The following is a 12,691-nucleotide window of genomic DNA, read 5'->3' as shown; positions in this document are numbered from 1 at the left end:
GACGACGGCGGGTGGGCCCCCGCCGTCGTACTTTTACTTCCCCGAACCTTACGGCCGCCGTACCGTCCCCGGGTCAGACGTTGAGGAGGTCCTTGTCCTTGTCGTCGTCCTTGCGCTCCTGGGACCAGGCGTGGCCCTGTTCGTGGTCGAGGTGGGTGGCCTTCTTGTTCCTCAGTGCGAAGACGTAGACCACCAGCGAGATGGCGATGGCCACAGTGACGTAGGTGAAGAACAGGTCCACCCGCTCGGCCTTCTGGAATGCGGCGCCGATCAGCGGGACGGTTCCGCCGAAGAGCGAATTGGCGATCGCGTAGCCCAGCCCGACGCCGAGTGCGCGGATGGACGCAGGGAACAGCTCCGCCTTCACCAGTGCGTTGATGGACGTGTAGCCGCCAACGATGAGGAGGCCGCCCATCATGAGCAGGAATGCGGTGAAGGGGTCCTTGGTGCCGGCCAGGGTGGAGAGCAGCGGCCAGGTGAAGAGGACGCCGGTGATGCCGAACCAGAGCAGCAGCGGCTTGCGGCCGACCTTGTCGGAGATGATGCCGTACACCGGCTGGAGCAGCATGAAGATGAAGAGGGCCCAGAAGTTGATGACCGAGGTGTCGGTCTTGGCGATGCCGGAGGTATCGTTCATGAACTTCAGGATGAAGTTGGTGTACGTGTAGAACGCCACGGTGCCGCCGAGGGTGACGCCGATGCAGATCATCAGCGGCTTCCAGTACTGCGTGAACAGCAGCTTCATGGTGCCGGGCTGGGCTACGCCCGCGACGGCCGGGATCTTGGCGGCCTCGACCTGCTCCGCCGATACGGTTTCCTCCATCGAGCGCCGCAGCCACAGGACCACCAGCGCAGCTACGCCGCCGATGGCAAAGGGAATCCGCCAGCCCCACTCAGTGAGGTCGCCCTTCGGCATGACGTTCTGCAGGATGACGAGGACCAGCAGGGCCATCATCTGGCCGCCGATCAGGGTGACGTACTGGAAGCTCGAGAAGAAGCCGCGGCGCTTGGATGTGGCGGCCTCGGACATGTAGGTGGCGCTGGTGCCGTATTCGCCGCCCACGGAGAAGCCCTGGATGAGGCGGACCAGGATCAGCAGCAACAATGCCCAGACGCCGATCTGCTGCGTGGTGGGGAGGATCGCAATGGCGAAGGATCCCGCGGACATCAGCGTCACACTGAGCGTCAGCGCGGCCTTGCGGCCCTTGCGGTCCGCATAGCGGCCGAAGAACCAGGCGCCGATGGGGCGCATGAGGAACGACGTCGAGAAGACGGCCATCGCCTCCAGGCCGGCCTGCAGCTCGTCCTTGGAGTTGAAGAAGTGGGACTGGAAGTACGCGGCAAAGACTGTGTAGACGTAGAGGTCGTACCACTCCACCAGGTTGCCGGCTGAGCCCTTGAGGATGTTGCTCACGGCGCGGCGGGTCTGGGCTGACTCACTCTGGATTTCTGCTTGCTGGGTGCTCATCGCTGAACCTCGCTTGACTGTGCTCCCGGCAACCTTTCCGGGCGAACTTTTGTGCTGTCCATGGCAACATTGCTCATGGTTCCTCCTCGACATTGACGGTCCTCCGAAAGCCGAGGACTCATCCAAGCTATGGGTGATCCACCCCACAGCCAACGTGGAGGGGGAATTCCTAACACTTCCTTAGGTTTCGCCGGGACAAGGGATAATCTCCACAGCGGGCAGATAGCAGATGCCCCGTCAACGAACAGGAACAGGCAATGGATGTGCTCATCGTCGAGGACGACGACGCGATGGCGTCCGCCCTCGATGCGGCGGTGGTATCCGCCGGACACACCTCTTTCCGGGTTGCCCGCGGGGCCGATGCGCTCCTGGAACACCGGCGGTTCGAGGTCATCCTGCTGGACCTGGGACTTCCGGACATGGACGGCCTCGACGTGCTGCGGAAGCTACGCCAGGTCACCCCGGTCCCGATCCTGATCCTCACCGCCCGTGACGACGAGCGCAGCGTGGTCCTTGGCCTGCGGTCGGGTGCTGATGACTACCTCGTCAAGCCGGTGAAACTGGTTGAGCTGCTGGCCCGCATCGAAGCCGTGACAAGGCGGGCAGGCCGCGCAAAGGACAGCAGGCAGCGGAGCATTGTGCTGGGGGAACTCCAAGTGGACCTCGAACGGCGCGTGGCCGCCATCGGCCCCAAGGTCCTGCCGCTGACGGCCACCGAGTTCGACCTGCTCGCCCTTCTGGCCGGGCATGCAGGCTCCGTGGTCACCCGGGAACAAATCCTGGATGCGCTGTGGGGGGACGCCTTCCTGGCCTCCTCGCGTTCCCTTGACGTGCACCTGACGGGTCTCCGGTCGAAGCTCCAGCTCCCCGGTTTCATCATCAACGTGCGCGGAGTGGGCTACCGGGTCGAGGCGGATCCTGCGTGAAGCTCCGCGTCCTCGGAATCCTGAGCGTGCTGTCCGTCCTCATCGTCATCTTCGCCTCCACCGCGCTCCTGACTTCGGCCAGCCGGGAGCTCACCCAGGAACTCCAAATCAACCGGGCGGCTGCCCTGAACAGGCTCGCGCAGGTGGCGTTCGACGCCGCGACCGACGGTGAATCCATCCAGCTGCAGGCAGAAATGGACAGGTACTCGGAACTGTACGGTGAGGGGGTGCTGATCCGCCTCCAGCAGGGCACCCTGCGCTCAGGCGGCCTGAGCGAGGAGAGGGCAGAGGTCCGCGACGCTGTTGCCCGGGCAAAGCTGAACCTTAGCGACACCACCCTCAGTCCGATTCAGCCGTTCGGAACCGGGTCCGAGGTGATTTCACGCTCCTTCGGCAGCGCAAGCCAGGTTCTTGGCGAGGCGGTCCTGGAGGTCAATCTGGATGCAGCCCGGCAGAAACTCCGGGAACGGTGGCTCCTCGTCGGAGTGGCGGCGGCCGCCCTCGCCGCAGTGCTCCTCCTCGGTGCCGCCCGCGTGACACGCTGGGTACTGCGCCCTGTCCACCGCCTCAATTCGGCGGTAACCGAGCTGGAGGCAACAGGCCGGGCCGGCCAACTCCCCGAAGATGGCCCGCCTGAACTGCGGGAACTGAGCCGTTCCTTCACCAGGATGGCCCGGACGGTCAGCGACAGCATCGACTCCCAGCGCCAGCTGATTGCCGACACGTCCCATCAGCTGCGCAATCCCGTGGGTGCCCTGCGCTTGCGGATCGACCTGCTGCAGCTTGAACTCCAAACAGCACGGGAGCACAATGCCGCGGCCGGAGTCCTGGCGGAACTGGAACGCGTCGAAGAAATCCTGGACGGGGTCTTGAAGCTGGCGACAGCCGAGCACCGGGCGTTTGAAGACTCCGCCGGAGGCCTTCCGGGGACCCCTTCACGCGGGCTCCCGGACGCCATTGACCCGTACCCCGTGCTGCAGGAAGAATCCGAACGGGCGGGACCCGCGGCACGGCGCGGCGGCTCGTCGATCGTGCTGGAGGATCCGCCGGACCCGGCGGTGCACATCGCCTGCAATGCCGCCGAACTGGCCCAGATGGTGGGGGAACTGATCAACAACGCCATCAAATACGCAGCCGGCGCCAGGATCTCCGTGGCAGTCCGCGTTCGTCCGGACGCGGTTGCCGTGGAAGTCTCCGACGACGGCCCGGGGCTTTCCGCTGCGGAACGGGCTGCTGCCACCAGCCGATTTTGGCGCTCGCCGCAACACAGGGATATCCGCGGCAACGGCCTTGGTATGACGATTGTGGACAAACTGGCCGGAGCCAACGGGGGCCGCCTGCTGCTGGCGGAAGCCTCGCCACACGGGCTGATCGCGCGCATCGAGTTCCCGCGTGCCGCGGCTTTTCATGAGCCGGGAGCCCTTGCATGACCGGCACGACCGACCTGACCGGAGCCCTACCGCCACGGAGATCAGCCCTCAAGGCCGGGCTGGCTGCCGCGCTGGCCGGGCTGTTCGTCCCGGCCCTCAACGCCTGCACGGCTGAGGACAAGCCGGGCACCGTGACCGTCGCCGGCGGTGAGCCGGGAGGCTTCTACCTTGAATTCGCAACGCTGCTGGCAGAGTCCCTCCAGCGCCATGGCGTGGCCGGCAGTGCATCAGCCCTGACCACCGGGGGCAGCCTGGACAACCTGCAGCAGCTCCTGAGCGGGCAAGCGACGTTCGCCGTCGCGCTGGCGGATGCCGCCGCGCAGGACATAGAAACCCACAGCACGTCGAACATTCGCATCACAGCCCTGGGAAGGGTGTACGAAAACTACGTCCACTGCGTCGTCCGGAAAGGCAGCGGCATACGCGGCGTCACGGAACTGGCTGGCAGAACCGTTGCTGTCGGCGAGCCCGGTTCAGGGACGTCACTCACCACTCCTCGCCTGCTGGAGGCCGCCGGGCTGGCTTCCGTGGCTGTGGGTGCCACGCCCGCTGCCGGGGCCGACAAAACGGTCACCGTACTGAACCTCGGACTCAACGCGGGGCTTGCGGCGCTGCAGGACGGGTCGGTGGACGCGCTGTTCTGGTCCGGCGGTGTGCCTACGGCCGCCATTGCCGCCACCCACCATGAGGTGGGGCTCGGATTCCTGGACCTCTCGCCCCTGCTGCCCAAACTGAGGACCAGGTACGGCGCGTTTTATGACCGGGTGCTCATCCCGGAAGGGGCCTACGAGGGCGTCCCGGCTGTCTGGGCAGTGGGCGTGGCCAACCTGCTCCTGTGCCGCAGTGACCTGGACTCGCGGACCGTGAAGCGAACCGTCGAACTGCTGGTGGACCATGCCCAGGAACTGATCCCCCGTTCCAGCCTGGGAGTCCAGTTCCTGAGCCCGGAATCGCTGATCAACACGGCCGGCCTGCCGCTGCACCCCGCAGCCGCTGCGGCCTACCGGGAACTGCACGGGTGAGGACAGACGCTCTCTCACCTTTCGCACCGAAAACCCGGACGCTCTCTCACTTCCGGCGCCAAACGCCGAAACGCTCTCTCACTTTCCCCAAGAAAGTGAGAGAGCGTCCGGGAAAACACCGCAAGAAGTGAGAGAGCGTCCGTTCAGCTCCCCGAGTGCGCCTGCAGGAAGCTGTACACCTCGGTCTCGTCCACGCCGGGGAAGGCGCCCGGCGGCATGGCGGCAAGCAGGTGCGAGTGCGCGCGCGCCGAGGGCCAGGCGTTGCCCGCCCACTCGGAGGTCAGCGAGGCAGGCGGCCGGCGGCAGCAGTTCTCGTCCGGGCACGTGGACTTGGACCGCTCCGTGGTTTCGCGGCCGCGGAACCACTTCACCTGCGCGTACGGAACGCCGACGGACAGCGAAAACTCGCCGGTGGCGGAGCGCTCCGTCCGGGCCGTGCACCAGTAGGTCCCCGACGGAGTGTCCGTGTACTGGCTGTAGGCACTGAACTTGTCCGGCACGTCGAATACCACCCGCGACGTCCAGTTTTTGCACGACGGCTGGCCCTCAATGGCGCCGGTGTGGTCCTGCGGGAACGTCACGCCGTCGTTCTCATAGGCCTTGTAGATGATGCCGCTCTTGTGCGTCTTCTGGAAGTGTGTGCGGATGTCCAGGTGCTGGGTGGCCAGGTTCGTGAACCGGTGCGCCGCGGTCTCGTAGGACACGGCGAAGGCGTCCCGGATGTCCTCCACGGCGATTTCCTTGGCCTGCTTGGCCTTCTGCAGGAACTCCACGGTGGCCTGCTCCGGCAGCATCAGCGCCGCGGCGAAGTAGTTCGTGGCCACGCGCTGCATCAGGAAGTCCCCGTAGTTCGAGGGTGTCTGGTGGCCCAGGACGTAGTGGCCCAGCGCCTGCAGCAGCACCGAACGGGGGTCGTGATCGGTGCGCTGGTTCTGCGTGAGATAAATTCGGTGGTTCTTAAGATCCGTCACGGAACGGGTGGAATGCGGCAGGTCGCCCACGTGGTGCAGGCTGAAACCGAGGTGCCCGGCGATGTCCGCGATGACGTGGTGGGAGAGCGGGCCGCTGGTGTGGCCCACCGAGGCCAGGACCTTCTGCGCCTCCGCCTCGTACTCCGGGAAGTAGTTGTTCCGCTCCCGCATCATGGCCCGCAGTTCACCGTTGGCGCGTCGGGCCTCTTCCGGCGTGGCCACCTGCTCGTTGAGCCTGCGCTCCAGCTCGTGCTGCAGGCCCACCATGGACTCCAGCACATCCATCGGAAGCCGCGAGCTGATGCGGATTTTCGGCAGGTCCAGGGACTCATAGAGGGGGCTGCGCTGGTACCGTTCCAGCTCGATTTCCAGAGCCGCCCTGCGGTTGGGCGGCTCTGCCCCGAGCAGCTGGTCGATGCTGACATTCAGTGCGGCCGCCAGTTGCTGCAGCAGTCCCAGTTTGGGTTCCCGCTTGCCGTTCTCGATCAGGCTCAGCTGGCTCGGCGCGGTCCCGACGGCGGCACTCAGGTCATCGAGGGTCATCGCCGCCGCTTTGCGCAGGTGGCGGACGCGGCGGCCCAGGCTGATGACGTCCAGTTCGGCGGTTGCAGGGGACGACGGCGGGGTGGCGGCTTTGCGGTTCCAGCTCGTAGGCGACATTTATTGAGCATACGCGAAGAAACGCATTTCTTTCCATGGTTTTCATCTAGTAACCCTCTTGAAAGTGCAGAAAAGTAGATCTCACGGAAAGAAACACCGCACCGGTCCAGCCGGTCCCCCCACTGCAAAGGCGCAGGGCGGGGACCGGCCAGGACACCCCGGAGCACAAACAAGGAGACAAAGATGACTGCAGCATTTGAGCCCACCCAGCAGACGCCCGAGCAGCAGGCCGCCGCACTGGAGCTCGAGTGGGCCGCCAACCCGCGCTGGGAAGGTGTGACCCGTGACTACAAGGCAACGGATGTCGTCCGCCTCCGCGGCCGCGTCTCCGAAGAGCACACGCTGGCCCGCCGCGGCTCCGAGAAGCTGTGGAAGCAGCTGACCGAAGAGCACAAGACCGGCGGCTACACCAACGCTCTGGGCGCCCTGACCGGCAACCAGGCCGTGCAGCAGGTCAAGGCCGGCCTCCGCGCCATCTACCTCTCCGGCTGGCAGGTCGCTGCGGATGCCAACAACTCCGGCCACACGTACCCGGACCAGTCCCTCTACCCGGCCAACTCCGTTCCCACGGTGGTCCGCCGCATCAACAACGCCCTCCTCCGCGCCGACCAGATCGAGTTCTCCGAAGGCATCCAGACCGTCGAGGACTGGATGGTGCCGATCGTCGCCGACGCCGAAGCCGGCTTCGGCGGCCCGCTCAACGCATACGAGCTGATGAAGTCCATGATCCAGGCCGGCGCCTCAGGCGTTCACTGGGAGGACCAGCTCGCGTCGGAGAAGAAGTGCGGCCACCTCGGCGGCAAGGTGCTCATCCCCACCCAGCAGCACGTCCGCACCCTGAACGCCGCCCGCCTGGCCGCCGACGTCGCCGGCACCCCGTCCGTGGTCATCGCCCGCACCGACGCCGAGGCAGCAACCCTGATCACCTCCGACGTCGACGAGCGCGACCAGGAATTCATCCTCCGCGAAGGCGGACAGCCGGTCCGCACCCCGGAAGGCTTCTACAAGGTCCGCAACGGCATCGAACCCTGCATCGCCCGCGCCAAGGCCTACGCCCCGTACTCCGACCTCATCTGGATGGAAACGGGCACCCCGGACCTCGAGCTGGCCCGTAAGTTCGCCGAAGCCGTCAAGGCCGAGTTCCCGGACCAGATGCTCTCCTACAACTGCTCGCCGTCGTTCAACTGGCGCAAGCACCTGGACGACGCCACCATCGCCAAGTTCCAGCGTGAACTCGGCGCCATGGGCTTCACGTTCCAGTTCATCACCCTGGCCGGCTTCCACGCCCTGAACTACTCGATGTTCGACCTCGCCCACGGCTACGCCCGTGAAGGCATGAGCGCCTACGTCGAGCTCCAGGAAAAGGAATTCGCCTCCGAGTCCCGCGGCTACACCGCGACCAAGCACCAGCGCGAAGTCGGCACCGGCTACTTCGACGACATCGCAACTGCGCTCAACCCGAACGCATCCACCCTGGCCTTGGTGGGATCCACCGAAGAAGGCCAGTTCCACTAACCTTTCGCCGCCAAAGGTGAGCCGATCATGACGCTCACCGGAAGGCACGACGGCGGCCGGCACCCATGGTGCCTTAGCCATCGGGGGTCGGAAAAGGTGATCCGGAAGCGTGCGTAAAAGGGGCCCCGTCCCCGCCCGGCCGAGCTCTGCGAGGCCCATGGCGGGGATGGGGAATAGCACGCGGAGGATTGCCTTTTTCGGCCCCAACCCGCACCCCGCCGTCGAACTCCCTTTTCGTCTTTTAAGGAGACAGAAATGAACAGCTTCACTGACAACTTCACCATCAACGGGATCACTTTGACCGCGCAGCCGATTTGCCGGCAGGGCGAGGTTCTTACTCCGGATGCATTGGCGTTTGTTGCCAAGCTGCACCGGGCCACGGCGGAGCGCCGGCAGGAGCTGCTGCAGGCCCGGCGGACCCGACGTGCCGAGATCGCCAAGGGCCAGGATCCGCGGTTCCTCCGCGAGACCGAGTCCGTCCGGAACGATCCGAACTGGCGCGTTGCTCCCCCGGCGCCGGGCCTGGAGGACCGCCGCGTGGAAATCACCGGTCCGGTGGACAAGAAGATGACCATCAACGCGCTGAACTCCGGCGCCAAGGTGTGGCTGGCCGACATGGAAGACTCCTCCACGCCGTCGTGGCGGAACGTGATCCAGGGACAGCTCAACCTCACGGACGCGCTGGAACGCCGGATCGACTTCACCTCCCCCGAGGGCAAGGACTACAAACTGCGCCCGGCCGGCGAACTGCCCACCATCGTGGTCCGTCCCCGCGGCTGGCACCTGCCCGAGAAGCACATGCTCATCGACGGCGAACCCATTGCCGGCGGCATCGTGGACTTCGGCCTGTACTTCTTCCACAACGCCCGCCGGCTGCTGGCCCAGGGCAAAGGCCCCTACTTCTACCTGCCGAAGATCGAGAACCACCTGGAGGCACGCCTGTGGAACGACATCTTCATCCTCGCCCAGGATCTCCTCGGCATCCCGCAGGGCACCATCCGCGCCACCGTGCTGATCGAGACCATCACGGCCTCCTTCGAGATGGAAGAGATCCTCTACGAACTCCGCGACCACGCGGCGGGCCTGAACGCCGGCCGCTGGGACTACATCTTCTCCATGATCAAGAACTTCCGCACCCGCGGCCCCCGCTTCGTCCTGCCGGACCGCGTGCAGGTAACCATGACGGCCCCGTTCATGCGCGCCTACACCGAACAGCTGGTCCGTGCCTGCCACAAGCGCGGCGCCATGGCCATCGGCGGCATGGCCGCAGCCGTCCCCAACCGCAAGGACGAGGAAGCCAACGCCATCGCGTTCGAGAAGGTCCGCGCGGACAAGACCCGCGAGGCCGGCGACGGCTTTGACGGCTCCTGGGTGGCCCACCCGGACCTGGTTCCGGTGTGCCGCGAAGTGTTCGACGGCGTCCTCGGCGACCGCCCGAACCAGCTGGACCGCCTCCGCGAAGACGTCACCCCGGACGACCGTGCGCTGCTGGACATCGCCTCCACAAAGGGCACCATCACCGAGCAGGGCATCCGGAACAACATCGAAGTGGGCATCCGCTACATCGAGTCCTGGCTGCGCGGCAACGGTGCCGTGGCCATCCACAACCTGATGGAGGACGCCGCCACCGCGGAGATCTCCCGCTCACAGCTGTGGCAGTGGATCTTCTCCCGCGCCATTACCGACCAGGGTGAAATCATCACCCGCCACTGGGTGGAGGAACTGCTGGACGAGGAATTCGCCCGCCTGGAACGCTTCGAGGGCGACCGCTTCGCCGACGCACGGGACATCTTCGAGGAAGTCACCCTGGCCGACGCATTCCCCACGTTCCTGACCCTGCCGGCCTACTCCCGCTTCCTGCACGAGGCCCGGGACCGCACCGAGGAACCGGTCGAGGACGCGGAACTCGTCGCCGCCTGATCCCGCGGTAACCGAGCCTGAGCCCGCGGTAATCGAGAAGATTTCCGTTTGCCGGGCTGCCACGCCCTTCGCAACAGGCACCCCGAAATCCGGGGCGGCGGCCCGGCAACGGAAGAACCATTAAGCGCGAACGGACAGTTGAGGCCCTTGAGTAAGGGCCTCAGCTGTCCGTTCGCGCTTTTCGTGTGGGGGGGAGGTACGACGACGGCGGGGCCGTCAGCGGGTCTTCGGCACCTTGCGCACGGAGAGGGTGGTGCCCAGGACGAACGCCGCCACCGATGCAAGGATCAGCAGCAGCGGGTTGGTCCACGATCCGGAAACCGAGTGGACGTAGCCCACCAGCGTCGGGGCAACAGCGCCAACCGAGTAGCCCACGCCCTGGACGACGGCGGACATCCGGCCGGCGGACGCCTGGTCGCGGGCCAGCTTGATGATGGCAATGAAGATGACCGTGATGCCGCCGCCCTGCGCCGCGCCGCCCACCGAGGACCAGAGCCACCACAGATCCGGGGCCAGCAGCAGACCAAGCGGAACTGTCAGCCACATCAGGCCCAGGGTGACCGCCACCGCCGTCGTGCTGGCAAACCTGGCCACCATCGGCACGCCGAGGCCGCCCACAATAGCAAGGATCTGGAAGAGCGAGGACCCTGCGCCGGCGGCCGAGGGCGCCATGCCCAGTTCGTCCGTGAGGAAGGTCGGCAACCAGGCCGTGACGCCGTAGTAGGAGAACGCCTGCCCGGCAAAGCCCGCGGTCAGCCCGGCCGTGATCCAGCGGGACGCCGGCCGAACGCCGGCGGGACGGGGATCGGACTCTTCGACGGCGGCCGGAACGAAGGCATGACGGCCCACTGCCATCACCCAGAAAACCGCGGCGGCCACGGCGAAAAGCCCGCTGGCCGCGAGCGAGAGCCGCCATCCGGCCAGCTCAGCCAGGGGCGCGGTGACCACCGAAGTGAGGAAGGACCCGATGTTCAGGGCCGCGGTGTAGATGCCCATGGCGGTCCCCTGGCGCTGCGGCGAAAAGTCGCGCCGGATGATCAGCGGCACGGCAATGTTGCCGATGGTGATGGCCACACCGATGATCACTGTTCCGAACAGCACCAGGCCGCCGTTTCCGGCCGACCGGACAATGACGCCGGCCAGCACGCCCAGAAGCGTCAGCATGATGGCGAATTCCGCCCCGAATTTCCGGCCCGCAAACGACGCGAGCGGCGCCGCCAGCGAAAAACACAGCACCGGAATACCGGTCAGCAGCCCCAGTTCAACCGGAGAGAACCCGAGGTCCTGCTGCATCGGGCCCACCACCGGGGCCACAGCCACGAAGGGGCCGCGCATGTTCAGCGCAATGAGCCCGATACTGGCCAGCAGGATCCAGCCGCGCGGAATCCTGGCGAGGATGTTCGCCGTCATGATGCGGGCTGCGGCTTAATGCGGGTGCTGGAAATCGGTTTCATCCACTCATTGCTATCATGCCCGCGGCAACATGACGGGCGTTATCCCGTTGCCTGCAAGGTGGCTTCGATCACGGCGGGAGACAACACGTGCTGTGTGACCATCTGGCTGGCGCCGAGGATCGCGGCCTGGTCGCCGGCCATCGAGAGCGCTATCCGCAGGTGTGACGTGGCCAGCGGCAGGGACCGCCGGTAAACCACTTCGCGCACTCCGGCCATCAGGTGCTCGCCGGCCTGGCCGAGGCTGCCGCCGATCACGATTACCGAGGGATTCAGCAGGTTGACCACAGTGGCCAGCACGTCCCCCACGTCACGGCCGGCCTGGCGCAGCGCCTGGATGGCCTGGAGGTTTCCCTCGGAGACCAGCCGCAGGACATCGCCTCCCTTTTCGGCCGGAAGACCCTGGCGGGCCAGTTCGCGTGCGACGGCGGGGCCCGAGGCCAGCGCTTCAAGGCAGCCGTAGTTGCCGCAGCGGCACAGGATCTCGTCGCCGCGCGGAACCCGCACGTGGCCCAGGTCCCCGGCCGTTCCGTTGGCGCCGCGCTGGAGTTCGCCGCTGCTGATGATGCCGGCACCGATGCCCGTTGCCACTTTGATGAAGAGGAAGTTGTCGTGTTCCGGCCAGTACGCCGTACGTTCGCCGAGCGCCATGATGTTGACGTCGTTGTCCACCAGCACCGGCACCGGCAGCGAGCGCTGCACATAACGGACCACATCGAACCCGTCCCAGCCGGGCATGATGGGCGGCTTCACCGGCTTCCCGGTGGCGTGCTCCACCGGACCGGGCAGCCCGATCCCGATGCCGGCGAGGTCCGTTGCACTCCGGCCTGCCTCGCTGAGGAGTGTTTTGCCTTCGTCAACCACAAGGCCCAGGACCGCTTCCGGGCCGTCGGCAACATCCTGGGCCAGGCGCCGTTCGGCCAGGACGTTGCCGCCGAGGTCGGTGACGGCGACGATCACGTGCGTGGCGCCGACGTCGACTGCCAGGATAGAACGCGCGGCCGGGTTAAAGGCAAAGCGCGACGGCGGCCTGCCGCCGCTGGAACTGGCCTCACCGGCAGGACCCACCAGCCCGGAGGAGATGAGGGCGTCAATGCGGGCGGCGACCGTGGACCGTGCAAGGCCTGTGGTCAGGGCCAGTTCGGCCCGGGTGCGGGCCTTCCCGTCGCGGAGCAGCTGGAAGAGGTCACCGGCCCGGGAAAGGCTTCCGGCACCGTCGGGCGCGGCCTCGGTTCCGGCGTCGATGCCGGGCTCTTTTCCAGACGTTGGACTCATGAGTCAGTGATAGCACGAAGGTCTTATGCGTGTCACGCCACCGAAAGATCGTC

The 12,691-nt window shown here is 66.3% G+C and carries 9 protein-coding genes; 5 read left to right on the top strand and 4 right to left on the bottom strand.

The window, feature by feature from the left end; translation table 11 throughout:
- Positions 1-73 precede the first annotated feature (73 nt).
- Positions 74-1,468: an MFS transporter gene (locus tag AC1MDG_RS03150; protein ID WP_479807484.1), complete on the bottom strand. Its 1,395-nt coding sequence runs from the start codon at positions 1,466-1,468 to the stop codon at positions 74-76.
- Between the two features lie 257 nt (positions 1,469-1,725).
- Here AC1MDG_RS03150 and AC1MDG_RS03145 point away from each other — a divergent pair, with 257 nt between their 5' ends.
- From AC1MDG_RS03145 to AC1MDG_RS03135, 3 genes are read left to right on the top strand one after another with little or no spacing between them, the layout of a single operon-like run.
- Positions 1,726-2,394 (top strand): response regulator transcription factor, encoded by a 669-nt coding sequence (locus AC1MDG_RS03145; RefSeq protein WP_479807482.1) that lies wholly within the window; start codon positions 1,726-1,728, stop codon positions 2,392-2,394.
- Positions 2,391-3,824, top strand: coding sequence for a HAMP domain-containing sensor histidine kinase (locus AC1MDG_RS03140; protein WP_479807480.1), 1,434 nt, complete (start codon positions 2,391-2,393; stop codon positions 3,822-3,824). The genes AC1MDG_RS03145 and AC1MDG_RS03140 overlap by 4 nt, the downstream gene beginning before the upstream one ends.
- Positions 3,821-4,846, top strand: coding sequence for a TAXI family TRAP transporter solute-binding subunit (locus AC1MDG_RS03135; RefSeq protein ID WP_479807478.1), 1,026 nt, complete (start codon positions 3,821-3,823; stop codon positions 4,844-4,846). Before AC1MDG_RS03140 ends, AC1MDG_RS03135 begins: the two co-directional genes overlap by 4 nt.
- 143 nt (positions 4,847-4,989) lie before the next feature.
- Here AC1MDG_RS03135 and AC1MDG_RS03130 read toward each other — a convergent pair whose 3' ends face one another.
- The gene (locus AC1MDG_RS03130; RefSeq protein ID WP_043478018.1) at positions 4,990-6,477 is read right to left on the bottom strand and encodes a helix-turn-helix transcriptional regulator; all 1,488 of its coding nucleotides are present in this window, start codon (positions 6,475-6,477) and stop codon (positions 4,990-4,992) included.
- Positions 6,478-6,660: 183 nt separating this feature from the next.
- Between AC1MDG_RS03130 and aceA the strand changes: the two genes are divergently transcribed.
- Together aceA and aceB are read left to right on the top strand one after the other, a co-directional pair.
- Positions 6,661-7,992 carry an isocitrate lyase gene (gene aceA / locus AC1MDG_RS03125; protein ID WP_209747512.1) on the top strand — a complete coding sequence of 444 codons (1,332 nt, stop codon included), beginning with the start codon at positions 6,661-6,663 and terminating at the stop codon, positions 7,990-7,992.
- 255 nt (positions 7,993-8,247) lie between these two features.
- Positions 8,248-9,912 carry a malate synthase A gene (gene aceB, locus AC1MDG_RS03120; RefSeq protein ID WP_043478013.1) on the top strand — a complete coding sequence of 555 codons (1,665 nt, stop codon included), beginning with the start codon at positions 8,248-8,250 and terminating at the stop codon, positions 9,910-9,912.
- A 216-nt stretch (positions 9,913-10,128) separates the two neighbouring features.
- On the opposite strand, the gene AC1MDG_RS03115 is transcribed toward aceB, so the two are convergent.
- Together AC1MDG_RS03115 and AC1MDG_RS03110 are read right to left on the bottom strand one after the other, a co-directional pair.
- Complete coding sequence (locus tag AC1MDG_RS03115) at positions 10,129-11,322, bottom strand: MFS transporter (protein ID WP_479807475.1); 1,194 nt, start codon at positions 11,320-11,322, stop codon at positions 10,129-10,131.
- Positions 11,323-11,405: 83 nt separating this feature from the next.
- A complete protein-coding gene (locus AC1MDG_RS03110; RefSeq protein ID WP_479807473.1) occupies positions 11,406-12,638 on the bottom strand; it encodes an ROK family protein in 1,233 nt (410 codons plus the stop codon).
- Positions 12,639-12,691 lie beyond the last annotated feature (53 nt).

It is taken from the genome of Arthrobacter sp. AIWTK1, from assembly GCF_056680535.1.
The sequence above is the reverse complement of the archived record's forward strand: the minus strand, read 5'-3'. Positions and strand labels throughout refer to the sequence as shown.

Bases quoted from the DNA above. Each gene is read 5' to 3' on its own strand.
- AC1MDG_RS03150 (WP_479807484.1), bottom strand. From the start codon at position 1,468: ATGAGCACCCAGCAAGCAGAAATCCAGAGTGAGTCAGCCCAGACCCGC.
- AC1MDG_RS03145 (WP_479807482.1), top strand. From the start codon at position 1,726: ATGGATGTGCTCATCGTCGAGGACGACGACGCGATGGCGTCCGCCCTC.
- AC1MDG_RS03135 (WP_479807478.1), top strand. From the start codon at position 3,821: ATGACCGGCACGACCGACCTGACCGGAGCCCTACCGCCACGGAGATCA.
- AC1MDG_RS03130 (WP_043478018.1), bottom strand. From the start codon at position 6,477: ATGTCGCCTACGAGCTGGAACCGCAAAGCCGCCACCCCGCCGTCGTCC.
- aceA (WP_209747512.1), top strand. From the start codon at position 6,661: ATGACTGCAGCATTTGAGCCCACCCAGCAGACGCCCGAGCAGCAGGCC.
- aceB (WP_043478013.1), top strand. From the start codon at position 8,248: ATGAACAGCTTCACTGACAACTTCACCATCAACGGGATCACTTTGACC.
- AC1MDG_RS03115 (WP_479807475.1), bottom strand. From the start codon at position 11,322: ATGACGGCGAACATCCTCGCCAGGATTCCGCGCGGCTGGATCCTGCTG.
- AC1MDG_RS03110 (WP_479807473.1), bottom strand. From the start codon at position 12,638: ATGAGTCCAACGTCTGGAAAAGAGCCCGGCATCGACGCCGGAACCGAG.